A 22,331-nucleotide genomic window follows, 5' to 3' on the forward strand; every position below is an offset into this window, starting at 1 on the left:
TGTACTGGTGTGCGGATGTACTGGCGTGCAGATGTGCGGATGTGCGTTTGCGGGGAGGCGTGTCGATCCGACAAGAGGTACGGGCACGTCACCCGCATGGTTCAGGCGGTCCGAAGATCCAATGACTTCTTGATGAAATCGAGATCCATTCGGAGCAGGGTGTCTATCACGCCTTCCTGTGTCACCAGATGTGTCGCGCCTTCCGGCGGGAGACGGCTGTACGACACGGTGGTCCGGCTGTGGCTCAGGTGGTGGTGTCCGGGGTTGTTTCGGGCTTTGAGTGGAGGATTTCGCGGGCCTGTTCGGCGGCGCGGGCGGTGCTTTCGGAGACGAAGTCGAGGAAGCGGGCGATGTTTTCGAGGCGAGTGGCGGCGGGAGTGCCGCTGCGGAGGACGCTGATGCCCTGCCGTGCGGTGTCGACGACCTTGGTGATGGAGCGGGCGCTGGCCATCATGGACTGGTAGTAGACGTCGTCGTCGACGACGTACCGCTCGCGTCGGCCTTCGTCGCGTTCCCGGCGGACGAAGCCCTGGCTCTCGAGGAACGCGATCGCCTTCGAGATGGCCGCCGGGCTGACCTGGAGGCGTTGGGCGAGTTCGGCCGCGGTGAGGCTGCCGCTGTCGGTGAGGATCAGGCAGGCCGTCACCCTGGACATCATCGTGGGCATGCCCGAAGCGATGATGACGGTGGTGAACACCTCCTCGTACTCGCGCACTGCTTCGGCGTCGCGTCCATAGGGCTGCGGGGGTGTCTGTGAGTCCCGGGGCTCTGCCTTCCTGCGCCGGTGGGCGCGGTGTTCCGTGGCGCGGTGGGCCACTTCGGCGCGGTAACCGGTCGGACCGCCGTTGCGCATCACCTCGCGCGTGACCGTCGAGGTCGGCCGGTCCAGGCGTCGCGCGATCTCGGCGTAGGCGAGGTCGTCGGCCAGTCCCAGTGCGATCTGCTGGCGTTCCTGCTGGGTGAGCCTGCCTCCCGGCATCGCGGTCTCCTTCGTGGCCTGGGTGGCCCTGTGGTGGCTGGTGTGCCGACTATAGCGTTCACTCCTAATTCATTGCAACGAACTCTGGTTCGTAGCGTTGCGTTACGCGTCAGGTCATTGCATCGACTTCGGTGCTCCCGCCTGCGGTTATTGGCCCTAGACGCAACGAGCGTGTTGTCAGATCAGTGAATGCAACGTAGCGTTTCCCTCATCGGAAAGAGCGGGCCGAAGGGGCACGCGATACCGGAGAAGGAGAGCACCATGGAGAAGTTCGACACCCCCGCCGCCGTCCAGGCCGTCCTCGACATTCCCGCAGGACGCATCCAGCTCATCGCCGCTGACCGCACCGACACCACCGTCGAGGTCCGGCCGGCCAACGCCGCCAGGAGTCGCGACGTGAGGGCGGCCGAACAGACCGAAGTCACCTACGCCGACGGCGTCCTGCGGATCCAGGCCCCGGAAGCGAAGAACCGGATCCTCGGCAACTCCGGATCCGTCGAGGTCACCGTCCAACTGCCCGCCGGCTCCCATGTCGAGGCGAAGGCCGCCGCCGCGGAGTTCCGCGGTGTGGGACGTCTCGGCGATGTCACCTTCGACGGCGGCCACAGCTCGGTCAAGCTCGACGAGGCCGCAAGCGCCCGCCTCACCGGCCTCGACGCCCACATCACGGTCGGCCGGCTGAACGGTCCCGGCGAGATCAGCACCCAGCGGGGCAACGTGAACATCACCGAGGCCGTGGGCGGCATGCTCACGCTGAGCACCCAGCAGGGTGACATCACCGTCGGTGCCGCCCAGGGAGTCTCCGCCGTCCTGGACGCCGGCACCAGCCACGGCCGGATCAGCAACGCGCTGAAGAACGCCGACGGTGCCGCCGCCGGCCTGACCATCAAGGCGACCACCACTCAGGGTGACATCACCGCCCGCAGCCTCTGAGGCTCGCAGCCCTCTGAAGGAGCACTCCTCATGACCAACACGACCGACAAGACCAACACGACCGACACGACCGACTTGGCCATCGCGGCGTACGGGCTGCGCAAGTCCTACGGCGACAAGACCGTCCTGGACGGCGTCGACCTGACCGTCCCGGAAGGCACGGTCTTTTCCCTGCTCGGCCCGAACGGCGCAGGCAAGACCACCGCCGTAAAGATCCTCTCCACCCTCATCTCGCCCGACGCGGACTCCGGGCGGATCCATGTCGGCGGCCACGACCTCGCCACCCAGGCGCAGGCCACCCGCGCGGCGATCGGTGTCACCGGGCAGTTCTCCGCGGTCGACGGGCTGATCACCGGTGAGGAGAACATGTTCCTCATGGCGGACCTGCACCACCTGCCCAAGGGTGAAGGGCGGCGGGTCACCGCCGAGCTGCTGGAGCGCTTCGATCTCACCGAGGCCGCGAAGAAGCCCGCCTCCACCTATTCCGGAGGCATGAAGCGCCGTCTCGACATCGCCATGACGCTGGTCGGCAGCCCGCGGATCATCTTCCTCGACGAGCCGACCACCGGCCTCGACCCGCGCTCACGTCACACGATGTGGGGGATCATCCGCGAGCTCGTCACCGACGGGGTGACGGTCTTCCTCACCACTCAGTACCTCGAAGAGGCCGACGAACTCGCCGACCGCATCGCCGTCCTCCACGACGGCAGGATCGCCGCCGAGGGGACGGCCGACGAGCTGAAGCGACGCATCCCCGGCGGACACGTCCGCCTTCGCTTCACCGCCCCCGCCGACTATCAGCACGCAGCCGGCGCCCTCACCGAGGCGACCCGCCAGGACGAGGCCCTCACCCTCCAACTCCCCAGCGACGGCAGCCAGCGCGACCTGCGCTCCATCCTCGACCGGCTGGACTCCGCCGGCATCGAGGCCGACGAACTGACCGTGCACACCCCTGACCTCGACGACGTCTTCTTCGCCCTCACCGCCGCCACCGCCGTGCCCACCCAGCCGAACCAGCCGAACCAGTCCAAGGAGACCGTCCGATGAGCTCTCTCTCCCTCTCCGTGCGCGACTCCTCCACGATGCTGCGCCGCAACCTCCTGCACGCCCGCCGCTACCCGTCGCTCACCCTGAACCTGCTGCTCACCCCGGTCATGCTGCTGTTGCTGTTCGTCTACATCTTCGGCGACACCATGAGCGGAGGCGCGGGCCGCTCCGCCTACATCGCCTACATCGTGCCCGGCATCCTGCTGATGACCATCGGCTCCACCGTCATCGGCACCGCCGTCTCGGTCTCCACCGACATGAACGAAGGCATCATCGCCCGCTTCCGCACCATGGCGATCCACCGCAGCTCCATACTGTTCGGCCACGTGGCCGGCAGCGTCCTGCAGATCACCATCAGCGTCGTCCTCGTCGGCGCCGTCGGCGCCGCCATGGGCTTCCGCTCCACCGATGCCAGTGTCCTGGAGTGGCTCGCGGCGTTCGGACTGATCATGCTGTTCGCCCTCGCGCTCACCTGGATCGCGGTCGGCATGGGCATGGCCAGCCCGAACGCCGAGGCGGCCGCCAACAGCGCACAGCCGCTGATCCTCCTGCCCCTCATCTCGAGCGCCTTCGTCCCGCTGAACAGCATGCCCGGCTGGTTCCAGCCGATCGCCGAGTACCAGCCTTTCACCCCCGCCATCGAAACTCTGCGCGGACTCCTCCTCGGCAGCGAGATCGGCAACAACGGGTGGATCGCCCTGGCCTGGTGCCTGGGCCTGACCGTCCTGGGCTACCGCTGGTCCACAGCCCAGTTCAACCGCGACCCCAGGTAACGGCCATGCCGGCGGAGGTCATCTCCCGCCACTCGTCCCGCCCGGGGCGGCGTACACCGACACCGCGTCGGTCGTGCGCCGCCCCTTTCACGTGAGTGGGGACTCACAGCGGCCTGGCCGCACCGTGCCGCCGTCGATGCAGTCCTGCCCGGCCGCTGCGTCCAGTTCCTCGTGAACGCGGCGTTCGACGACCGCTCAGTTCGCCGGCTCGACCTGCTGGTCGACCTGGCAGAAGTCGACCGATGCCAGGAAGCGCTTCTCGAGCTTCACCTCGGTCTTTGCCTTGCCCTTCGCCGGCACGGTGACCATGTCGGACTGGGTCCTGAGGAGCAAGGTGCCCTCGGCGTCGTAGAAGGTGACCCAGGCCTGGAAGCCGGCCTTGCGCTTGTTCGGGTTCTTGATCTCGACCGTCGCGTACGGGGTGGCCGCGGTCGCACAGCTGACCAGCTTCGCCGCGCCGGCCTTCAGCGTCGTGCCGGAACCGGTGCTGGAGGAGGTGGGTGTGGAGCGATAGCCGGGGCGCCGGGTGTAACCGCTCCCGCCGCTGCTGCCGTACGTGGAGTCGTCGTCATCAGCGCGGTACCCGCCCGACGAACTGCCCCCTGAAGTCGATCCTGAACTCGATCCCGAACTCGATCCCGAACTGGTCGACGAACCGCCGTGGTTCTGGCTGGAGCTGCTGCAACCCCCGCCACCGCTGCTGCTTCTGTTGTGGCCGTGCCGCCCCGACGAGAAGCCGGTCATAGTGAGTACGACCAGGGCCAATACCGCTGTGAGCTTGAGTGTGCTCCCCCGAGAATCCATACGATCACTCTAGTTCAGGGACCCCCGCACGTGCTGCGGCACACCTGTGTCTCGATCATGCTGGAGGCCGGAGAGTTTGGTGTGACCCCGGCGTGGCGATTTGGGCGCTCCTCGCCCGCGATCACCCTCGGTTACTATGCTCACTTCATGCCGGATGCCGGAAGCAAGGGGCGCACCGCCATCGACGGACTGTTTGGTTGACGGGGGATTCCCGCTGCTACGCCCCTCCAAAGCCGGCCGTGGATCGCAAAGGCTGAATAGACGGGTTGCCTGGAAAATGCTGAAAGAGGTCACTGCGACCCGCTACATCACGCCCCTGCGTGAGGGCGGCTCGCTGCCGGGACTCGTCGAGGCCGACGATCTCGGTACGTACGTCATGAAGTTCACCGGCGCTGGACAGGGGCGCAAGACCCTCGTCGCTGAGGTCGTCTGCGGTGAACTCGCCCGTCGCCTGGGCCTGCGTGTACCGGAGCTGGTCACGATCGGGCTCGACCCGGTCATCGGACTCGGCGAACCGGACCATGAAGTACAGGAGTTGCTCAAGTCGAGCGGGGGGCTGAACCTCGGGATGGCCTTCCTCACCCGGGCGATCGGATTCGACGCCCTCGCGCACCGGGTGAGCCCGGAAGAAGCCGGGAAAGTCGTCTGGTTCGACGCGCTGGTCAACAATGTCGACCGGTCGTGGCGGAACCCCAACATGCTGTTCCGGGACGGCGATCTGTGGCTCATCGATCACGGTGCCACCATGATCTGGCACCACAACTGGCCCGGCGCCCAGGCTTCGGCGGCCAAGCCGTACGACGCCTCCGCTCACGCACTCGCCCCTTTTGACCCCGACATCTCCGCCGCCGCCGAGGAGCTGGGCCCGCGTGTCACGGAGGAACTGCTCGCCGGGGTGACCGCCGCGATCCCCGAGGAGTGGCTGAGGGGCGAGCCGGGCTTCGACTCGGCCGACGCCCTGCGGCGCGCGTACGCGGAGCCGCTCCTCGCCCGGGCCGCCACCGTCCACGAGCGCATCTGTATCCAGGGCAAGGATGAGGATAAGGGCGCGGGCAAGGGCAAGGGCAAGGGCAAGGGCAAGGGCAAAAAGAGCATCCAGGGCGTTCGGGGTGTTCGGGGCGTCAAGGATATTCAGGAGGAGGTGAAGTGAGCGGGCGTGAGGGACAGGTCGGCCGCGTCGTCTACGAGTACGCGCTGCTGCGCGTCGTGCCGCGTGTCGAACGGGGGGAGTGCTTCAACGCCGGAGTGCTCGTGTACTGCCGCGCGCGATCCTTCGTGGCCGCCCGCACCCACCTCGACGAGACCAAGCTGCGCGCTCTCGACCCGGGGGCGGACGTGGCGGGCGTGCTGGCGGCCCTGCGGGCCGTCGAAGGTGTCTGCGCCGGGGGTGCGGAGGCCGGACAGGCCGCGGGCGACGACGCCGGGCGACGCTTCCGCTGGCTGATCGCGCCCCGCTCCACCGTCGTACAGCCGGGGCCCGTCCATACCGGTCTCACGGCGGATCCCGTGGCCGAGGCGGGGCGGCTGCTCGACCTGCTGGTCAAGTAATGGATCATCTACCGGTCAGGTGATGGATCACGTGCCGGCCGGGTAATGGATCACATGGGCGCGGCTTGCCGTTGACACTGGGTGCCAAGGCTTCTAGCGTCTCGTCTGCTGAAGGTACTAAGCGGTCGCTCACCAGAGGGGCGTACCGTTCCAGGGCTTCCCCAAGGGCGAGGAGAACCAGCAATGTCCACCACTGAGCAGCGCGTCGCCGTAGTCACCGGTGCCGCGCGCGGCATCGGCGCCGCGACCGCCGTACGACTGGCCGCGGAAGGCCGTGCCGTCGCGGTGATCGACCTCGACGAGGCCGCGTGCAAGGACACCGTGGAGAAGATCACCGCTGCCGGCGGCAAGGCGATCGCGGTGGGCTGCGACGTCTCCGACGAGGCGCAGGTCGAGGCCGCCGTGACACGGGTCGCCCAGGAGCTCGGGGCGCCTACGATCCTGGTGAACAACGCGGGCGTGCTCCGCGACAACCTGCTGTTCAAGATGAGCGCGTCCGACTGGGACACGGTTCTGAACGTGCACCTGCGCGGCTCCTTCCTGATGACGCGGGCCGTGCAGAAGTACATGGTGGACGCCAAGTTCGGCCGGGTCGTCAACCTCTCCTCGTCCTCGGCGCTCGGCAACCGCGGTCAGGCCAACTACGCCGCCGCCAAGGCCGGTCTGCAGGGCTTCACCAAGACTCTCGCGTTCGAGCTCGGCAAGTTCGGCGTCACCGCGAACGCCGTGGCGCCCGGCTTCATCGTGACCGACATGACCGCCGCCACCGCCGAGCGGGTCGGCATGGGCTTCGAGGAGTTCCAGGCCGCGGCCGCCACCCAGATCCCGGTGCAGCGCGTGGGCAACCCGGACGACATCGCCAACGCGATCGCCTTCTTCACGGGCGACGCCGCCGGATTCGTCTCCGGCCAGGTGCTGTACGTGGCCGGCGGACCGCTCAACTAGGACTGGGGACAGGGACATGACCGCTGTGGAACTCTCGGGCAAGGTCGCCCTTGTCACCGGCGCCAGCCGCGGCATCGGCTACGGCATCGCCGAGGCACTGCTCGCCCGCGGCGACCGGGTCTGCATCACCGGCCGCAACGAGGACACGCTCAAGGAGGCCGTCGAGCAGCTCGGCGCCGACCGTGTCATCGGTGTCGCGGGCAAGGCCCACGACGAGGCCCACCAGGCCATCGCCGTCGAACGCACCATGGAGGCGTTCGGCCGCGTCGACTTCCTGGTCAACAACGCCGGTACGAACCCGGTGTTCGGGCCGATCGCCGACCTCGACCTCAACGTGGCGCGGAAGGTGTTCGAGACCAACGTCGTCTCCGCGCTCGGCTTCGCCCAGCGGACGTGGAAGGCGTGGCAGAGCGCGAACGGCGGGGCGATCGTCAACATCGCCTCCCTCGCGGGTGTCTCGGCCTCGCCGTTCATCGGGGCGTACGGCATGAGCAAGGCCGCCATGATCAACCTGACCATGCAACTGGCACACGAGTTCGCGCCACTGGTGCGGGTCAACTCGATCGCTCCCGCCGTGGTCAAGACCAAGTTCGCGCAGGCCCTGTATGAGGGCCGCGAGGCGGAGGCGGCCGCGGCCTACCCGCTCGGCAGGCTCGGCGTGCCGTCGGACATCGGGGGTGCCGCGGCCTTCCTGACCTCGGAGCAGTCGGACTGGATCACCGGGCAGACACTCGTGGTCGACGGCGGCATCTTCCTCAACGCCGGCGTGTCCTGAACCACCGGATCCCGGGGACGGTGCCGGTTTTCCGGGTGGTGCCGGCCCTCTGGGTGGTGCCGGTCCGTCGAAGAATTCGGTGATTTAACCGCTGTGTCTTACACGGGATTTCCACTCGGAAAATTCGTGATGTTGACGGATATGTTCCGCACAGATTCCAAACAAGGGACGCAGAGCCAAAAAAAATCGAACAAATGATGTTCGTGCACGTCAGATGCCCCGCCGGGAGAGTGAGTCGACCGGCGGGGCACTGCGCTATGGTCCTGCCCACCTTGCGCGGCAGACGGAGGAGCGAGCGTGCGCGTGTTCAACCGGAACCGGTCTCTGCGGCACTTGTCGGTGGTAGCAGCCATATCCCTGGTGTCGGGGTGTGGAGTGTTCTCCTCCGACGCGTCCGAGGACGAGGGCCCGATCGTCGTGGGCACGACCAGCGCACCCAGCACTCTTGACCCCGCCGCGTCGTGGGACGGCTCCTGGGAGCTGTTCCGCAACATCTACCAGACGCTGCTGAGCTACCCCGCCGGAGCGTCCGCGCCCGAGCCGGACGCCGCCGAGAGCTGCCGTTTCACCGACGACTCGGAGCGCACGTACAGCTGCACGCTGCGCGACGGAATGTCCTTCTCGGACGGGCACGGGCTCGACGCCAAGGCCGTGAAGCACTCCATCGACCGCATCCGGAAGATCGCTGTGGACGGCGGCCCGGCGGGTCTGCTCGGCAGCCTGGAGCGGGTCGAGACCAAGGGCGACCGCGTGGTCGTCTTCCGTCTCAACAAGCCCGACGCCACCTTCCCGTTCGTGCTCGCCACACCGGCCATGTCGATCGTCGACCCCGCGGAGTATCCGGCCGACGCCCTGCGCGAGGACGGCAAGGTCACCGGGTCGGGACCGTACGGCCTGGATTCCTACCAGGAGGGGCAGGAAGCCCGGCTCGTCCGCAACGACAACTACAAGGGCTTCGCCGACCGCAAGAACAGCGCCGTCACCATCCGGTACTTCCAGGACTCGGGCGAGATGGTCGCCGCGCTGAGGGACCGGAAGATCGACGTCACCCTGCGGGGGCTCGCCGCCAAGGACATCGTCGACCTCGAGGAACGGCGGGGCAAGGACGAGATCCAGCTGGTGGAGGGCGCGGGCACGGAGATCCGCTACCTGGTCTTCAATCCGAAGGACCCGTGGGCCAAGCGGGCCGCGGTCCGCAAGGCCGTCGCCCAGGTCGTCGACCGGCCGGCCATCGCGCACACCATCTACAAGGACACCGTCGAGCCGCTGTACTCCATGGTCCCGAGCGGACTGGCCGGTCACACCACGGGCTTCTTCGACGACTACGGCAGCCCCAGCACCTCCAAGGCCCGGCAGATCCTCCTGGAAGCGGGCATCGCCGAACGCGTGCCGCTCACCCTCTGGTACACGACGGACCGGTACGGCTCCACGACCAAGCCGGAGTTCGAAGAACTCAGACGTCAGCTCAACGGGACGGGCTTGTTCAGCGTCACCGTCAAGGGCCGTCCCTGGAAGACGTACGAGGCGGGCTACCGCAAGGGCGAGTACCCCGTGTTCGGCCGTGGCTGGTTCCCCGACTTCCCGGACGCCGAGAACTTCATCGCGCCGTTCGTGGGCGAGCAGAACGCGCTCGGTACGCCGTACAAGTCCCCCGAGATCACGGACGTACTGCTGCCCGAGTCGCGCCGCGAGAGCGACCGCGGGGACGTCGCCGAGCAGTTCAGGAAGGCCCAGGACATCCTTGTCGACGACGCGCGGCTGCTGCCGTTGTGGCAGGGCAAGCAGTACGTCGCCGCCAGCGAGGAGATCTCCGGGGTCGAGCGCTCCATCGACCCGTCGACGATCATGTTGGTGTGGGAGCTGGACCGCAAGACCAGCTGGTAGCGGGGGAGGCAGGCGGGTGGGCGGCCGGGAGCCGGCCGGGAGCCGGGCTGATTGTCAGTGGGCGGCGGTAGGTTCTGTGGACCGGAAACGACCGCACATCTAAGGAAGTTCACGTGACCGACACCGCCATGCTGCCCGAGTCCTGGCGCGGCGTCCTGGGCGAAGAGCTGCAGAAGCCCTACTTCAAGGAGCTCACCGAGTTCGTCGAGGAGGAGCGTGGGAAGGGCCCCGTCCACCCTCCGCGCGACGAGGTCTTCGCCGCACTCGACGCGACTCCGTACGAGCGTGTGAAGGTGCTCGTCCTCGGCCAGGACCCGTACCACGGCGAGGGACAGGGCCACGGCCTGTGCTTCTCGGTCCGACCCGGTGTGAAGACGCCGCCCTCCCTGCGCAACATCTACAAGGAGATGAGGGAGGAGCTCGGCCACCCCGTGCCGGACAACGGCTATCTGATGCCGTGGGCCGAACAGGGCGTCCTGCTGCTCAACGCGGTGCTGACGGTCCGCTCCGGTGAGGCCAACTCGCACAAGGGCAAGGGCTGGGAGAAGTTCACGGACGCGGTGATCCGGGCCGTGGCCGGCCGGCCCGAACCGGCGGTCTTCGTCCTGTGGGGCAACTACGCGCAGAAGAAGCTCCCGCTCATCGACGAGGACCGGCACACAGTGGTGAAGGGCGCACACCCCTCGCCGCTGTCCGCGAAGAAGTTCTTCGGCTCGCGCCCCTTCACCCAGATCGACGAGGCGATCGCCAAGCAGGGACACGAGCCGATCGACTGGCGGATTCCGGACCTCGGCTGACGCTTCGAGGCCGTGACGGGCTCCGAGGCCGTGACAGGCGTCGGGCCGGGCTGGTCCGGGCTCAGGGCTGGTACGGGGGCTGGTCCGTCACGGGGTGGCCCAGGGGCGTACGGGGCCGCCTGAGCTCGTTTGTCCGTGCCTGCCGTTAGCGTCGGGAGAGGTGGCAACGGGAGGCGCGGGCGCGCCGGCCGGCGGACGAGCGGGTGGAGGACGACGCGGTGGCGGAGCAACAGGAACAGGCGGCGGCGGACGCGATGATGACCAGGATCGGGCAGGTCATCATGCTCCTCCACGGCGGCGACCGTGAGGAGGCCAGGGGCCGCTTCCTGGACCTGTGGGCGGAGATCGGCGATGAGGGCGACGCACTCCATCGCTGCACGCTCGCGCACTACATGGCCGACACGCAGGACGATCCCTCGGACGAACTTGCCTGGGACCTGCGGGCCTTGTCGGCGGCGGACGAACTCACGGACGCACGGGTCGCGGAGCACCACCGGTCCCTCGCGGTACGGGCCTTCTACCCGTCCCTGCATCTGAACCTCGCCGCCGACTACGTGAAACTCGGCCGCTCCGAGGCGGCCCGGGGCCACCTGGATGTGGCCCGGGACAACGTGGGCGTCCTCGGTGACGACGCCTACGGCGACGGGATCCGGGCCGGCATCGGCCGCCTGGAGTCGAGGCTGGACCAGGAGGTGCCGGGCGGGGCACCCGAAGGCACGCCCAGACAGGGGAGAGGACCGGGAGGGGAGACGCTGGGGCCGCCGCGCCACACGCCCTAGCGGTCGGGGCAGCCGGGGGCAGAGGGGCCCCATCGGTGGTGGGCCCCAGGGGGCCCCAGGGGGCTCCAGGGGCCCGGGGTCAGCCGTACATGTCCTTGCAGAGTGCTGCCTCCGGGCTGTCCGCCTTCCAGCCGCCGTACGCCCGGCCCAGGGCACACACGTCCGTGCCCGTCGACGGTACGGAGGTGGGCAGTGGCGGGGCGGGGCGGTGTCCGGGTCGCCGCGGCTCCGAGCGCTGGGGCGGAGCGGCTGGGGCGCGCCGCGGTGGGGCCACCGGGGTCGCGGCGGGGCCGACGGAGGCCGTACGCGCCGGCGTGGACGCGGGTGACGAAGGGCGGCGGGACGGGCCGATGAGCTCCAGGGCCTCGCGGGCCGGAGCCTGTACGACCTGCGGTTCGGCCCTGCTGTCCGGGCGCGGCTTCGACACCGTGGGCGGTGGGGCCGACAGGCCCGGTGAGGGTGGTCGCTGGGCGGTCACACAGCCCGAGACGGCCGAAACAGCCACGGTGACCAGGAGCGTTGCGGTGGTCGCGGTTCGATGCACCCGCGCAACTCTGCTGTGTCCGAGCCGGTTTGGGCAGCTGAGAAGCGGAGGATGCCCCACATGGGTGAACGCGCGGCGGCCGGTGCCCTGGCCGCCGCCCGAGTCGCTGCCGCCTCGGACACAGGCTCTCAGAGCCTGTGTCACATCCCCTCAGTCGCCGGTGGCCCCGTCGACGCGCTCGCGGAGCAGGTCTGCGTGACCGTTGTGGCGTGCGTACTCCTCGATCATGTGGGTGTAGATCCACCGCAGGTTGAAGGGCTTGTCGGTGAACCTGCTCCTGCCCTTGGACAGGTCGTCCAGGCCGAACCGCGCCGCGTTGCGGCGGGCGATCGCGATCTCGTCCTGCCAGGTGGGGTACGCCACCTCCCAGGTGTCCGCCTCGGTGAGATGGAACTCGCCGTCCTGGTCTTCGTCGCTGTAGTGGATCGGCCCGGCGTCGTCGTTCATGAGGACCCTGCGGAACCAGCTGCGCTCCACGTCCGCCATGTGCCGGACGAGACCGAGCAGGGACAGTTCGGAGGGCGGCACCGAGGCGGTTCTGAGCTGGGCGTCGTCCAGGCCCTCGCACTTCCGGGCGAGGGTTTCCCGGTGGTAGTCCAGCCAGCCCTCCAGCATGGCTCGCTCGCCGGCGTCCGTCGCGGGTTCCCTGCGCTTGATCGTCATGGCCGCATCATCGCGGACGGCCGACGCCCCGGCCAGTACTTTTCGCCCCATGCCGACGAGCCCGGCCTGTGGCCGGCCACGACCCGGCCGGCCCGCCGTGTCCGTGTTCGTCACCCGCCGCGCGCCTCCAGCGCCGGCTCGTACGCCGCGTACACGGAGGCACGCAGGCTCCGTACGACCGCGATCGTCCGCAAGGCTGTCGCGGTCGCACGGCGCAACATGATGCGAAGCCGACCATCGACGGGATTGCCGACCGGCGACCGCCGCGGTCGCCGTATGCTTCCGACGAGACGGGCATACGCGTGCCCCGGAGCCGCGTTGATCCGCCCGGATCCGCGCCTCGGCCCGCCCGGGCCCGCATTCCCTCGGAGGAGATCCCTGTGAAGGTCGGCTGCATCGGACTCGGCGACATCGCGCTGAAGGCGTACCTGCCGGTGCTCGCCACCCGTCCGGGACTCGAACTGCATCTGCACACGCGGACGCCCGCGACCCTCACCAGGGTCGCCGACAGCCTGCACGTTCCGGCCGGGCGGCGGCACACGGACCTCTCCGCGCTGCTCGCGCAGGACCTCGACGCGGCGTTCGTGCACGCGCCCACGCACGCGCACCCCGAGATCGTGGCCCGGTTGCTCGAAGCGGGCGTCGCCACGTACGTCGACAAGCCGCTCGCGTACGAACTCGCCGACTCGGAACGCCTGGTGCGGCTCGCGGAGGAGCGGAACACCAGCCTGGCCGTCGGTTTCAACCGGCGATACGCGCCCGGGTACGCGCAGTGCGTCGAACACCCGCGTGAGCTGATCCTGCTGCAGAAGAACCGCGTCGGCCTGCCGGAACAGCCCCGCACGATGATCCTCGACGACTTCATCCATGTCGTGGACACGCTGCGGTTCCTGGTGCCGGGGCCGGTCGACGACATGACCGTGCGGGCCCGTGTCGAGGACGGGCTGCTCCACCACGTCGTGCTGCAGCTGGCCGGGGACGGGTTCACGGCGCTCGGCGTGATGAACCGGCTGAGCGGCTCGGCCGAGGAGATCCTGGAGGTGTCCGGGCAGGACACCAAGCGTCAGGTGATCAACCTCGCCGAGGTCGTCGACCACAAGGGGCAGCCGACGACACGGCGGCGCGGCGACTGGGTGCCGGTGGCCCGCCAGCGCGGTATCGAACAGGTGGTGCTCGCCTTCCTCGACGCCGTGCGAGCGGACAAGGTCCTCAGCGCCCGGGACGCGCTGGCGACCCATGAACTGTGCGAGCGGGTGGTGCGTGCGGTGACGGAGCGCTCCGCCTGAGCCGCAGCGACCGTACGCCCTCGGTGGCGCCCAGGGCGGCAAGGATCAGCAGGGCCGCGTAGAGAGGCCACTGGCCGAACCGCGCGTACGGGGTGACGCCGTGCGACAGCGGCACGTCGTACACGGCGGATGTGCTCTCGTCGGTGCCGAGCCAGGAGCCGACGCGCTCCCCGTCCGGACCGTAGGCCGCCGAGACGCCGGTGAGCGTCGCGTGGACCATCGGCCGGCCTGTCTCGGCGGCCCGCAGCGCCGCGAGCGACGCATGCTGCTCGGGAGCCCAGCTGCTCTGGAACGAGGACGTCGCCGACTGCGCGAGCAGGACCTCGGCGCCGTCCCGCGCGAGATGCCTGCTCATGTCGGGGAACGCCGATTCGAAACAGACCATCGGGCCCACCCGCAGTCCGTCGCCGACGTTCATCACGACCTGCTCGGTGCCGCGCATGCGGTCCTCGCCCGCGGCCTTGCCCACGGAAGTGGCCCAGCCGAGGAGGGAACGGGCCGGGACGTACTCGCCGAAGGGCACGAGCCGCATCTTGGCGTAGCGGTCGCCGGTCGGGCCCTGCGGACCCACGAGCACGGAACTCTTGTATATGCCCGGCACGTCCGAGCGACGCGCGTCGACATTGACCATGATGTCGGCGTCGGCCTCACGGGAGAGCGCGGCCAGCCGGTCCGCCAGGTCGGGACGGTCGGCGAGGTCGAAACCGACACTGCTCTCGCCCCATACGACGAGGTCGACGTCCTGCCCGGCCAGCTCCCGGGTGAGCGCCTCCTCGCGCGCGAACCGCCTCTCGGGGCTGCCGGCGCCGTCGATCACGCCGGGCTGCACGACGGCGATGCGGGCCCGGCCGCCGTCATCCTCCGGGCGCGGCGACCAGGTCCAGACCGCCGAGGTGGCCGCGGCCGTCGCGACGAGTCCGGCGACCGCGGGGACACGGGACGACCGCACCGCGACAAGGATGGCCACCGCCACGTTCACGCCGACGAGCAGGAAGCTGAGCAGCCACACGCCGCCGACCGAGGCGAGCCGCAGCGCCGGCTCCACATCCCACTGGCTCGACCCGAGCAGACCCCAGGGCCCTCCCAACCCCTCCCAGGAGCGCACGAGTTCGACCATCAACCAGCCGGAGGGCAGCACGAACAGGGCGGCCACCAGGCGGCCCGGCGAGGGCGCACCGGCCAGGAAGCGCCGCACCAGCAGGCCCCACGGCGCCCAGAGCGCGCCCAGCAGCGCCGCGATCACGACGGTGAAGACATGCAGGCTCGGCAGCAGCCAGTGGTGCACGGCCAGCATGAAACCGAGCCCGCCGAGCCAGCCGTCGTACGCCGCCCGCCGCCCCGTCGGAGCCGAGCGCACGAGCAGGATCCACGGCACCAGCGCCACGTACGCGAACCACCACAGGGACGGCGCGGGGAAGCTCAGCATCGGCAGCGCACCGGCGAGCGCGGCAGCCAGGCCGCGCCTCCACGGGGAGCCGAGACGTCGCCGCCAGTCAGTGGCGGACAGGTTCATCCAGCGCCTCCCTCGGCCCACGGTGCTCGGTGCGTCAGTCCAGTGTGCTTCAGTGTGCGCGCCCCGGGACGATCTACGAAAGGGGCCCCGGCTCAAGGGGCGGCGGGTTCCTGGCGTCGTTGCGGGGCCCGGCGCCACTTCTCGTGCACGACCACTTCACTCAGCCGCCAGCCGTCGGCCGTACGCACCAGCCCGAACCCGTACCGGCCTCCGCAGACGAAGTCGGGCTCGGTGGATCCACCGTCGGGTGCCGCGAGGCCGTCGGGTCCCGCGAAGCGCATCGGGTTGACATAGTCGGCCTGGACCCGGGCCGTGTCGCCCGTGTCCTGCTCCAGCAGGCCGAAACGCACCCGTCGGTTGACGATCAGGTGCTGCCGCATCGGGAACAGCGCCATGGTCTGCGAGAGCCATCCGGCGATCTGACCGGCATCCCCTTCGATACCGCCCGCGGACCGGTAGTCCGCCCGTCCGTCCGGTGCGAAGAGCTGCCGGTACGCCCCCCAGTCCCCGTCGTCGACCGCCACCGCGTACTCGGTGACCACCTCGTCGACCGCGAGCCGGTCCATCACCGCCGCCAGTTCCACACGCTGTGTCATCGGCTCAGTGTTGGCCACGAGGAGGACCGCGCCAAGGGGTGCGCGGCGATATTCACCGGCCGTGCGCGGTACGGATGCCCGAACGGGCGTCCCCGGTCAGTGCTGGGCGTTCGGCCCGCTCCGGTGCGGAGCGTTCAGGACCTTCGTGGTGAACGAGGCCAGCTCTGCCCGTAGTCGCTCGCGGGGTGTGCCGTGGTGGTCGAGCAGGTGGTCGACGAGGTCGGCGCGGACCGAGGCGAGCAGTGCGTGGGCGGTGAAGTCACTGCCGTCGAAGCCCGGAAGCTCCTCCAGGACGCCGCGGAGGGTGGCGTGCCACCAGTCGTAGTGCCCCGCGCCGTAGGGGCTGCCCGTCCCCGCGTCCTCCAGTGCCAGCGAGAGGTGCCGGTGGTCGAGCTTGAAGCACAGGAGGGCGTCCAGCAGGGCCGGAACGCGCTGCATCGGCGGGGCGCCGGGCCCGAGGGGGTGCGGGCCGTCCGCGACGGCCTGGCGTACAGGTTCCAGCCGGGCTTCGAAGAGCGCCTGGATCAGACCGGTGCGGTCTCCGAAGCCGCGGAAGAGCGTCCCTTTGCCGACCCCCGCCTCGGCCGCGATGTCGGCCATGGTCACGTGTTCGGGCCTGTCGCTGCGGGCGAAGAGCCGGTCGGCTGCGGCGAGTACGGCTTCCCGGTTGCGTGCGGCGTCCGCACGGGGCTTGCGCTCGGGCACGGGTTCCCTCCTGGGGTGGGGCACAGATTCCCTCCTGGGTTCCGCAGATTCCGTGGGTGGCCGTGGGTGGCGGCAGGGGGCGGCGAGTGGCAGCCGGGTTGCGTAAGCGGACCGTCGGTCCGTATGGTTGGAGAAAGCGGACCGCTGGTCCGTATTGTATCGGAGGAGACCCTCGATCATGACCACGACCACGCCCATTGCGTCGACGGAGGCCGCGCCCGTTGCCTCGACCGCGGCCACGCGACCGGCGGACCTGTTCCGCCAAGGCCTGCAGCTACTGCTCGACAAGGACATTTCCGGCTGGGTCGACCTGTGGGACGACCGGGGCGTCCTCGAATTCCCCTTCGCGCCCGAAGGGTGGCCGAAGAGGCTGGAGGGCAAGGCCGCCGTCTCCGACTACATGCGCCATTACCCCGACCACATCGATCTGCATGACTTCCCCGACGTGAAGATCCATGAGACCGGCGACTCCGGGACGATCGTGGTGGAGATGCGCGGGGTGGGGCTGCTGGTGGAGACTGGGGCTCCGTTCGACATGATCTACATCGCCGTGGTGGCCGTGGCCGACGGTCTCATCACTCACTACCGCGACTACTGGAACCCGCTCGCCGTCTCCCGGGGCAGCGCGGCCGACTTCACGCGGAGCGACCGATGACCGGCTCCGGCGTCACCCTCGTCCTCGGGGCCACCGGTACCACCGGCAGCCGAGTGGCCTCCCGCCTCGCCACGCAGGGACACCGGGTCAGGGCCGCGAGCCGAGGCGCCACCCCCGTCGACGGCGCGCAGGCCGTCCGCTTCGACTGGTACGACCCGGCGACGTACGAGGGGGCGTTGAGCGGCGCGGACCGTGTCTACCTCGTCGCGCCCGTGGACTCCGCGACGCCGGCCGACGTCATGCTGCCCTTCCTGGAACAGGCCCGAGCGACCGGACTGCGCCGAGCGGTGCTCCTCAGTTCCTCCGCGATCCCCGCGGGAGGCCCGGCCGCCGGGCTGGTGCACGAGGCTCTGCCCGGCCTGTTCGACCAGTGGGCGGTACTGCGGCCGTCATGGTTCATGCAGAACTTCACCGGCGATCACATGCACGCCCGGAGCATCCGCGAGGAGGGGGTGATTCTGACCGCGGTGGGAGAGGGCCGGGTGGCCTTCGTTGACGCCGACGACATCGCGGCGGTCGCCGTACACGCGCTGACCGATGCACGGGCTCCGGGTGCCGACCTGGTCATCACCGGCCCGGAGGCGCTGAGTCACGCCGACGTCGCGGCCGTCCTCACCGAGGTGACCGGGCGGGCGGTCGCTCACCGGCCGCTGACGTACGAGGAGATGCGGGATCACCTGGCCGCTTCGATGCCGCTCGAGTACGCCGCGATGCTCGCGGGCATGGACCGCGCGAACGCGGGAGGAGCCGAGGACCGCACCACTGACACGGTCCGCCGTCTCACGGGCCGTCAGCCGCGCACCTTCCGCGACCATGTGAGGGGGGCGACTTCTACGACGGGTCGTGTGACGGCTCGTACGACGGTATGACTCGTACGATGCGGGCGGCCTGGCGGTGGTGACCCGTCAGGCCCGCGCCGCAACAGTGCTCGCGCGCTCCGGAGTTCACGCCGCCTCGCCGATGTTCATGCCGCTTCGACGATCTCGTCGCGTACTGCCGCGGCCCACTGCACGACCAGCAGTTCATACTCGGCACGCTCCTGCGTCGAGAGGGAACCGCCCGCGCGTATCCATAACGCTCGGATCTGCTCATTCAGCACGGCCGCGGACCGCACGGAACCAGGGGTCGGAGAATTGGTGGACATGCGCATCAGCGTAAGGCCAACGGCTGACCGTGCGCTACTGGATGACTACCCATGCCTTATGTGGTTGGTCACGCTATAAACCTGTCAGGGCTGCCGAGTTGAGATTTTTCCGGGCGCCGGGTGAGGTTCACTGCCGTTCCGCCCACGTGTGTGACCAGGTGAGCAGCGGGCCCATCGCGGTCACGAGATCGTCGCCGAGACGGGTGAGGCGCCAGGTCGACTCGTCCGTGGGGGTGGCGATCCCCGCGTCGCGGAGGTCGGTGAGCCGGGCGGACAGCACGCTGGAGGACATGGCGTCGCAGCGCCGCTGGAGATCGCGGAAGCCGATCGGCGCACCACCCTGGTGGAGTTCCCAGATCACCCGGAGTGTCCAGCGGCGGCCGAGGAGGTCGAGCGCGGCCATCACGGGGCGACCAGTGGCCGAACCGCGCACAGGGCGGCCGGGGCGGGGTGTCGTGCCCAAGACCACTCCCTCCCCTTCTCTCCCGCGCCGGTCGGCTCGCGGGATCGGCTGACTCACCGAGCTGACTCACTGAAGCGACAACTCTCCGTGCGCTTCTTTGCGTTCCGACTCTTGCGCTTCTGAATTAGAAGCGCAAGAGTCGGGCGGCATGAAACAACGCATCGACGGCATCATGCCGCCCTACGATCCTGAATCCGAGCGTGCCTTACGCCGCTGGATGCCGCCCGGCGTCACCCAGGAACCCCTGATGCTCTTCAAGGTCCTGCAACGCCACCCGGACCTCGCCTCCCGTATGCGGACGCTCGGTGCAGGCCTGCTCGTCCAGGGGTTGCTGTCCGACGCGGACCGCGAGTTGGTCATCGCCCGGGTGGCGGCCCGCTGCGGATGCGCCTACGAGTGGGGCGTCCACATGGCCGCGTACGCGGAGGCCGCGGACCTGAGTCCGGATCAGGTCCCTCTGACGGTGACCGGCACCCCGGCCGACCCGGCCTGGGCACCCCGGCAGCGGGCCCTCCTCGAAGCCGTCGACCAGCTTCACGACACGACCCGCCTCGGCGACGAGGCCTGGACCGCGCTCCGTGACCATCTCGGCGAACAGGAAGCCCTGGAGTTCCTGGTTCTGGCGGGCTGGTACCGCACCATCGCGTACGTGCTCAACGGGCTGGAGATCGAGCACGAACCCTGGGCGAAGGCGTTCCCGAACGCGTGAACGCGTGACCGGTACCGGCCTCGCGGACCATCGGACCATCGGGGCAGCCCCCAGGGGCTTGGGTGGCGGATGCGGCGCACCTGGCCGGCCCTCGGTTCAACCGCGGGCTGCTGCGACCCCGGGTACGGCCGGCGCCAGCCGGTACGCGTTGCCCTCGCGCCGCACGTGACCGGCGGTCGGCGCCGGGAAGTGGCTGCCGAGTAGCAGCGTCGAGGTGCCGGCCAGCGAGTCGAGCATCCGGTGCCGGGTCCTGGCGGCGAGTTCAGGTGCGATGTCGACGCAGCTGGAGAGATCCGGATGCCCCATCTGGACCGGGTGGTGGATACTGTCGCCGCTGATGAGCGCCCTCTCGCCCCGGCTGCTCAACTCCACCGTCACCTGGCCCGGAGTATGGCCGGGGCTCGGCAGCAGACGGACGCCCGGCGCGATCTCCGTGCCCTCGTCCGCGACGTCGACGAGTTCGAAGAGGCCCGCGTCCCGGACGGGGTGCACCGAGTCCTGGAACATCTGTTGCCGCGCTTCTTCCATCTCGACACCGGCCCAGTAGTTCCATTCGGTGTGCGAGGTGAGATAGCGCGCGTTGGGGAAGGTGGGCACCCAACTGCCGCCTTCGGAGCGGGTGTTCCAGCCCACGTGGTCGGTGTGAAGGTGGGTCAGGACGACGACGTCCACGGTCTCGGGTGCAAAGCCTGCCGCTGTCAGCCGCGCGTCGTAGTCGCTGTTCAGGTTGTGCCAGGCGGGGTTGGTGCGCTGCTTTCCGTTTCCGATGCCGGTGTCGACCAGAATCCGCAGTCCGTCCACCTCGATCGCGAAGCTGTGGCTTGCCAGCCGGAGGATGCCTTCTTCGTCGGCGAAGTCGGGGCGCAGCCAAGGGGTCCGGGTCACGACGTCCGCAGTCGCCCCGGGCAGCAGCCACGGGCCGGTCGCGGCGGGAAGGGCTGTTTCGTCGATGCGTCGCACGGTGTGGTCGCCCACGGACCATGCGGGGGTCCGCGCGGCGGGGGTATCGGGCTGCGAGGTCGTGGACACGGTGATCTTTCCTTACGTGAGCTAAAAGCAACTGGTTTGCTTTAATGAACCGTAGGTCCTACCGTCCACTAAAGCAAACGATTCGCTTTTAGGTGTCGCGGGCCGTGGCCAGTTCCCGGACCGCTGTACCCGCACAGAGCTGGAAGGACACTCATGACCAGCGAACTCACTCCTCAACAGGCAGCTCAAGGCGCGCTGCGGGCGGGACTCGCCCTCGGGGACGACCGTCACGAAGGGGTGGCTGCGACCGCAAACCACATCCACTCCGTCATCACCATGCTGCGGGAACTCGACTTCGCCGACACGCCCCCCGCGGTCGCGTACCGGGCCGGACAGGAGAACGTCGATGCAACCCTTTGAGCTGTCCCTCGCCGAGGCGGCCCGCGCGGTACGCGCACGGGAACTGTCCCCGGTCGAGCTCACCGAATCCGTACTGGCCCGCATCGGCGCGGTCGACGGAAAACTCCGCGCCTACGTCACCGTCGCGGCGGACGCCGCTCTGGCCGCGGCGGTTCGCGCCGAACGGGAAATCTCCGAAACCGGACCGCGCGGCCCGCTGCATGGGATCCCCATGGGCCTCAAGGACCTGATCGACGCCGCCGGCCTGCCCACCACGGCGAGCTCGGACGTCCGGGCCGGGCACATCGCGGACCACGACAGCGAGGTGGCCGCCCGCCTGAAGGCTGCCGGGGCCGTTCTTCTGGGCAAGACGCACACCCATGAATTCGCCTACGGCCTGACCACCCCACAGACCAGCAACGCCTGGGACCGGAGCCGCGTCGCCGGAGGGTCGAGCGGCGGCTCGGCGGTGGCGGTCGCCGCGGGCGAGGCGACGTTCGCCCTGGGCACCGACACGGGAGGTTCCATCCGGGTCCCCGCCGCACTCAACGGCGTGGTGGGCCTCAAGCCGACCTACGGTCTCGTCTCCCGTTCCGGTGTGACCCCGCTGTCCTGGTCCCTGGACCATGTCGGCCCCATCACCCGCAGCGCGCGGGACGCGGCTCTGGTGCTGGCCGCGACAGCCGGGTACGACCCGCGCGACCCGGCGAGTGTGTCCGGCCCCCCGGTGGACTTCACCGGCGGCGGCGATCTGAAGGGGCTCAGGGTCGGAATTCCCCGCAATCACTATTTCGACAGGGTCTCGCCCGAAGTCGAGGAGGCCGTACGCCGGGCGATCGAGCGGCTGGCGGAGCTCGGCGCGAAGCTCGTCGACGTAGAGATCCCGATGGCGCGCTATGTCCAGGCCGTCCAGTGGGGGCTGATGGTTCCCGAGGCCACGGCCTACCACGAGCGGTCATTGCGGGCCGTCCCCGACCTGTACAGCCCGGACGTACGCGTCCTGCTTGAGGCCGGCGAACTCACATCGGCCGGCGACTACCTGCGCGCCCAGCGGGCCCGCACCATGATGCGCGACGACTGGGCCCGCATGTTCGACGGGATCGACGTACTCGCCGCCCCGACAGTGCCGATGACAGCCGCGAAGTCCGGCCAGGACACGGTCGAGTGGGCCGACAGCACCGTGGAAGCGGTGTCCGACAGCTATGTCCGCCTCTCCGCCCCGGCCAACATCACCGGCGTTCCGGCCCTCACTGTGCCGGTCGGGCACGATCACGCCGGACTGCCGATCGGTATGCAGCTGATGGCGCGCCCCTTCCGGGACGCGACGGTGCTGCGCGTCGGGCGGGTGTACGAGGAGGCGGCCACCGACGTCGGGCGGATCGCCCCGGTGGCGGCCTGAGGACCGACGGAAGCCCGGTGGC

The 22,331-nt window shown here is 69.5% G+C and carries 27 protein-coding genes; 17 read left to right on the forward strand and 10 right to left on the reverse strand.

All coding sequences use genetic code 11. From position 1 onward, the window contains the following. Nucleotides 1-244 precede the first annotated feature (244 nt). Complete coding sequence (locus AB0D14_RS03420; protein WP_362774032.1) at nucleotides 245-979, reverse strand: helix-turn-helix domain-containing protein; 735 nt, start codon at nucleotides 977-979, stop codon at nucleotides 245-247. Between the two features lie 261 nt (nucleotides 980-1,240). On the opposite strand from AB0D14_RS03420, the gene AB0D14_RS03425 reads away from it, so the two are divergent. From AB0D14_RS03425 to AB0D14_RS03435, 3 genes are read left to right on the forward strand one after another with little or no spacing between them, the layout of a single operon-like run. After that, nucleotides 1,241-1,912, forward strand: coding sequence for a DUF4097 family beta strand repeat-containing protein (locus AB0D14_RS03425; RefSeq protein ID WP_362774035.1), 672 nt, complete (start codon nucleotides 1,241-1,243; stop codon nucleotides 1,910-1,912). 30 nt (nucleotides 1,913-1,942) lie between these two features. After that, nucleotides 1,943-2,959, forward strand: coding sequence for an ATP-binding cassette domain-containing protein (locus tag AB0D14_RS03430; RefSeq protein ID WP_362774038.1), 1,017 nt, complete (start codon nucleotides 1,943-1,945; stop codon nucleotides 2,957-2,959). Continuing rightward, on the forward strand, nucleotides 2,956-3,732 hold the full coding sequence (locus AB0D14_RS03435; protein ID WP_362774041.1) for an ABC transporter permease: 777 nt from the start codon (nucleotides 2,956-2,958) through the stop codon (nucleotides 3,730-3,732). The genes AB0D14_RS03430 and AB0D14_RS03435 overlap by 4 nt, the downstream gene beginning before the upstream one ends. Before the next feature lie 195 nt (nucleotides 3,733-3,927). Here the strand turns inward: AB0D14_RS03435 and AB0D14_RS03440 are convergent, their stop codons facing one another. Next, nucleotides 3,928-4,536: a hypothetical protein gene (locus tag AB0D14_RS03440; protein WP_362774044.1), complete on the reverse strand. Its 609-nt coding sequence runs from the start codon at nucleotides 4,534-4,536 to the stop codon at nucleotides 3,928-3,930. A gap of 30 nt (nucleotides 4,537-4,566) precedes the next feature. Between AB0D14_RS03440 and AB0D14_RS03445 the strand changes: the two genes are divergently transcribed. From AB0D14_RS03445 to AB0D14_RS03480, 8 genes are all read left to right on the forward strand, one after another. Continuing rightward, nucleotides 4,567-4,737: an integrase gene (locus AB0D14_RS03445; RefSeq protein WP_362774047.1), complete on the forward strand. Its 171-nt coding sequence runs from the start codon at nucleotides 4,567-4,569 to the stop codon at nucleotides 4,735-4,737. A gap of 76 nt (nucleotides 4,738-4,813) precedes the next feature. Continuing rightward, nucleotides 4,814-5,686: a HipA family kinase gene (locus AB0D14_RS03450; protein WP_362774050.1), complete on the forward strand. Its 873-nt coding sequence runs from the start codon at nucleotides 4,814-4,816 to the stop codon at nucleotides 5,684-5,686. Beyond that, complete coding sequence (locus AB0D14_RS03455) at nucleotides 5,683-6,084, forward strand: DUF3037 domain-containing protein (protein WP_362774053.1); 402 nt, start codon at nucleotides 5,683-5,685, stop codon at nucleotides 6,082-6,084. Before AB0D14_RS03450 ends, AB0D14_RS03455 begins: the two co-directional genes overlap by 4 nt. A gap of 183 nt (nucleotides 6,085-6,267) precedes the next feature. Next, nucleotides 6,268-7,029, forward strand: coding sequence for a 3-oxoacyl-ACP reductase FabG (gene fabG, locus AB0D14_RS03460; RefSeq protein WP_362774056.1), 762 nt, complete (start codon nucleotides 6,268-6,270; stop codon nucleotides 7,027-7,029). Between the two features lie 16 nt (nucleotides 7,030-7,045). Beyond that, complete coding sequence (locus AB0D14_RS03465) at nucleotides 7,046-7,804, forward strand: SDR family oxidoreductase (protein ID WP_362774059.1); 759 nt, start codon at nucleotides 7,046-7,048, stop codon at nucleotides 7,802-7,804. Nucleotides 7,805-8,107: 303 nt separating this feature from the next. Further along, nucleotides 8,108-9,688 (forward strand): ABC transporter substrate-binding protein, encoded by a 1,581-nt coding sequence (locus tag AB0D14_RS03470; protein ID WP_362774634.1) that lies wholly within the window; start codon nucleotides 8,108-8,110, stop codon nucleotides 9,686-9,688. 113 nt (nucleotides 9,689-9,801) lie between these two features. Beyond that, the gene (locus AB0D14_RS03475; RefSeq protein WP_362774061.1) at nucleotides 9,802-10,485 is read left to right on the forward strand and encodes a uracil-DNA glycosylase; all 684 of its coding nucleotides are present in this window, start codon (nucleotides 9,802-9,804) and stop codon (nucleotides 10,483-10,485) included. Between the two features lie 218 nt (nucleotides 10,486-10,703). Further along, nucleotides 10,704-11,264, forward strand: a complete 561-nt coding sequence (locus AB0D14_RS03480) for a hypothetical protein (RefSeq protein ID WP_362774063.1) — start codon at nucleotides 10,704-10,706, stop codon at nucleotides 11,262-11,264. Between the two features lie 79 nt (nucleotides 11,265-11,343). On the opposite strand, the gene AB0D14_RS03485 is transcribed toward AB0D14_RS03480, so the two are convergent. Next, complete coding sequence (locus tag AB0D14_RS03485) at nucleotides 11,344-11,808, reverse strand: hypothetical protein (RefSeq protein WP_362774066.1); 465 nt, start codon at nucleotides 11,806-11,808, stop codon at nucleotides 11,344-11,346. 150 nt (nucleotides 11,809-11,958) lie between these two features. Then, nucleotides 11,959-12,471 (reverse strand): DinB family protein, encoded by a 513-nt coding sequence (locus AB0D14_RS03490; RefSeq protein WP_362774637.1) that lies wholly within the window; start codon nucleotides 12,469-12,471, stop codon nucleotides 11,959-11,961. Nucleotides 12,472-12,851: 380 nt separating this feature from the next. On the opposite strand from AB0D14_RS03490, the gene AB0D14_RS03495 reads away from it, so the two are divergent. Then, nucleotides 12,852-13,757, forward strand: a complete 906-nt coding sequence (locus tag AB0D14_RS03495; protein WP_362774069.1) for a Gfo/Idh/MocA family oxidoreductase — start codon at nucleotides 12,852-12,854, stop codon at nucleotides 13,755-13,757. On the opposite strand, the gene lnt is transcribed toward AB0D14_RS03495, so the two are convergent. The 3 genes from lnt to AB0D14_RS03510 form a co-directional block, all read right to left on the reverse strand. Then, nucleotides 13,681-15,270 (reverse strand): apolipoprotein N-acyltransferase, encoded by a 1,590-nt coding sequence (lnt, locus tag AB0D14_RS03500; RefSeq protein ID WP_362774072.1) that lies wholly within the window; start codon nucleotides 15,268-15,270, stop codon nucleotides 13,681-13,683. The two genes, AB0D14_RS03495 and lnt, sit on opposite strands and share 77 nt — an antisense overlap. Before the next feature lie 92 nt (nucleotides 15,271-15,362). After that, the gene (locus tag AB0D14_RS03505) at nucleotides 15,363-15,866 is read right to left on the reverse strand and encodes a nuclear transport factor 2 family protein (RefSeq protein ID WP_362774075.1); all 504 of its coding nucleotides are present in this window, start codon (nucleotides 15,864-15,866) and stop codon (nucleotides 15,363-15,365) included. A 96-nt stretch (nucleotides 15,867-15,962) separates the two neighbouring features. Further along, entirely contained in the window at nucleotides 15,963-16,571 is a 609-nt protein-coding gene (locus tag AB0D14_RS03510; protein WP_362774078.1) for a TetR/AcrR family transcriptional regulator, read from the reverse strand. A gap of 178 nt (nucleotides 16,572-16,749) precedes the next feature. On the opposite strand from AB0D14_RS03510, the gene AB0D14_RS03515 reads away from it, so the two are divergent. Both AB0D14_RS03515 and AB0D14_RS03520 read left to right on the forward strand, forming a co-directional pair. Further along, the gene (locus AB0D14_RS03515; protein ID WP_362774080.1) at nucleotides 16,750-17,226 is read left to right on the forward strand and encodes a nuclear transport factor 2 family protein; all 477 of its coding nucleotides are present in this window, start codon (nucleotides 16,750-16,752) and stop codon (nucleotides 17,224-17,226) included. Then, nucleotides 17,223-18,095, forward strand: coding sequence for an NmrA family NAD(P)-binding protein (locus AB0D14_RS03520; RefSeq protein ID WP_362774083.1), 873 nt, complete (start codon nucleotides 17,223-17,225; stop codon nucleotides 18,093-18,095). Before AB0D14_RS03515 ends, AB0D14_RS03520 begins: the two co-directional genes overlap by 4 nt. 95 nt (nucleotides 18,096-18,190) lie before the next feature. Here AB0D14_RS03520 and AB0D14_RS03525 read toward each other — a convergent pair whose 3' ends face one another. Both AB0D14_RS03525 and AB0D14_RS03530 read right to left on the reverse strand, forming a co-directional pair. Continuing rightward, nucleotides 18,191-18,370 carry a hypothetical protein gene (locus tag AB0D14_RS03525; RefSeq protein WP_362774086.1) on the reverse strand — a complete coding sequence of 60 codons (180 nt, stop codon included), beginning with the start codon at nucleotides 18,368-18,370 and terminating at the stop codon, nucleotides 18,191-18,193. 127 nt (nucleotides 18,371-18,497) lie between these two features. Next, a complete protein-coding gene (locus AB0D14_RS03530; protein ID WP_362774640.1) occupies nucleotides 18,498-18,773 on the reverse strand; it encodes a helix-turn-helix domain-containing protein in 276 nt (91 codons plus the stop codon). A 208-nt stretch (nucleotides 18,774-18,981) separates the two neighbouring features. Between AB0D14_RS03530 and AB0D14_RS03535 the strand changes: the two genes are divergently transcribed. Further along, complete coding sequence (locus tag AB0D14_RS03535) at nucleotides 18,982-19,542, forward strand: carboxymuconolactone decarboxylase family protein (protein WP_362774088.1); 561 nt, start codon at nucleotides 18,982-18,984, stop codon at nucleotides 19,540-19,542. A gap of 96 nt (nucleotides 19,543-19,638) precedes the next feature. Here the strand turns inward: AB0D14_RS03535 and AB0D14_RS03540 are convergent, their stop codons facing one another. Next, on the reverse strand, nucleotides 19,639-20,571 hold the full coding sequence (locus AB0D14_RS03540; RefSeq protein WP_362774090.1) for an MBL fold metallo-hydrolase: 933 nt from the start codon (nucleotides 20,569-20,571) through the stop codon (nucleotides 19,639-19,641). A gap of 153 nt (nucleotides 20,572-20,724) precedes the next feature. Between AB0D14_RS03540 and AB0D14_RS03545 the strand changes: the two genes are divergently transcribed. Next, complete coding sequence (locus tag AB0D14_RS03545; RefSeq protein WP_362774093.1) at nucleotides 20,725-20,931, forward strand: hypothetical protein; 207 nt, start codon at nucleotides 20,725-20,727, stop codon at nucleotides 20,929-20,931. Next, nucleotides 20,918-22,309, forward strand: coding sequence for an amidase (locus AB0D14_RS03550; protein ID WP_362774095.1), 1,392 nt, complete (start codon nucleotides 20,918-20,920; stop codon nucleotides 22,307-22,309). Before AB0D14_RS03545 ends, AB0D14_RS03550 begins: the two co-directional genes overlap by 14 nt. Nucleotides 22,310-22,331: the final 22 nt, after the last annotated feature.

This window comes from Streptomyces sp. NPDC048484 (genome assembly GCF_040651415.1).
GTDB lineage: Bacteria > Actinomycetota > Actinomycetes > Streptomycetales > Streptomycetaceae > Streptomyces.

Excerpts from the sequence above, each read along its gene's own strand:
- AB0D14_RS03545 (WP_362774093.1), top strand. The coding sequence starts at position 20,725 with ATGACCAGCGAACTCACTCCTCAACAGGCAGCTCAAGGCGCGCTGCGG.
- lnt (WP_362774072.1), bottom strand. The coding sequence starts at position 15,270 with ATGAACCTGTCCGCCACTGACTGGCGGCGACGTCTCGGCTCCCCGTGG.
- AB0D14_RS03420 (WP_362774032.1), bottom strand. The coding sequence starts at position 979 with ATGCCGGGAGGCAGGCTCACCCAGCAGGAACGCCAGCAGATCGCACTG.
- AB0D14_RS03440 (WP_362774044.1), bottom strand. The coding sequence starts at position 4,536 with ATGGATTCTCGGGGGAGCACACTCAAGCTCACAGCGGTATTGGCCCTG.
- AB0D14_RS03430 (WP_362774038.1), top strand. The coding sequence starts at position 1,943 with ATGACCAACACGACCGACAAGACCAACACGACCGACACGACCGACTTG.
- AB0D14_RS03490 (WP_362774637.1), bottom strand. The coding sequence starts at position 12,471 with ATGACGATCAAGCGCAGGGAACCCGCGACGGACGCCGGCGAGCGAGCC.
- AB0D14_RS03505 (WP_362774075.1), bottom strand. The coding sequence starts at position 15,866 with ATGACACAGCGTGTGGAACTGGCGGCGGTGATGGACCGGCTCGCGGTC.
- AB0D14_RS03450 (WP_362774050.1), top strand. The coding sequence starts at position 4,814 with ATGCTGAAAGAGGTCACTGCGACCCGCTACATCACGCCCCTGCGTGAG.
- AB0D14_RS03550 (WP_362774095.1), top strand. The coding sequence starts at position 20,918 with ATGCAACCCTTTGAGCTGTCCCTCGCCGAGGCGGCCCGCGCGGTACGC.
- fabG (WP_362774056.1), top strand. The coding sequence starts at position 6,268 with ATGTCCACCACTGAGCAGCGCGTCGCCGTAGTCACCGGTGCCGCGCGC.
- AB0D14_RS03515 (WP_362774080.1), top strand. The coding sequence starts at position 16,750 with ATGACCACGACCACGCCCATTGCGTCGACGGAGGCCGCGCCCGTTGCC.
- AB0D14_RS03520 (WP_362774083.1), top strand. The coding sequence starts at position 17,223 with ATGACCGGCTCCGGCGTCACCCTCGTCCTCGGGGCCACCGGTACCACC.
- AB0D14_RS03465 (WP_362774059.1), top strand. The coding sequence starts at position 7,046 with ATGACCGCTGTGGAACTCTCGGGCAAGGTCGCCCTTGTCACCGGCGCC.
- AB0D14_RS03425 (WP_362774035.1), top strand. The coding sequence starts at position 1,241 with ATGGAGAAGTTCGACACCCCCGCCGCCGTCCAGGCCGTCCTCGACATT.
- AB0D14_RS03530 (WP_362774640.1), bottom strand. The coding sequence starts at position 18,773 with ATGGCCGCGCTCGACCTCCTCGGCCGCCGCTGGACACTCCGGGTGATC.
- AB0D14_RS03435 (WP_362774041.1), top strand. The coding sequence starts at position 2,956 with ATGAGCTCTCTCTCCCTCTCCGTGCGCGACTCCTCCACGATGCTGCGC.
- AB0D14_RS03525 (WP_362774086.1), bottom strand. The coding sequence starts at position 18,370 with ATGTCCACCAATTCTCCGACCCCTGGTTCCGTGCGGTCCGCGGCCGTG.
- AB0D14_RS03535 (WP_362774088.1), top strand. The coding sequence starts at position 18,982 with ATGAAACAACGCATCGACGGCATCATGCCGCCCTACGATCCTGAATCC.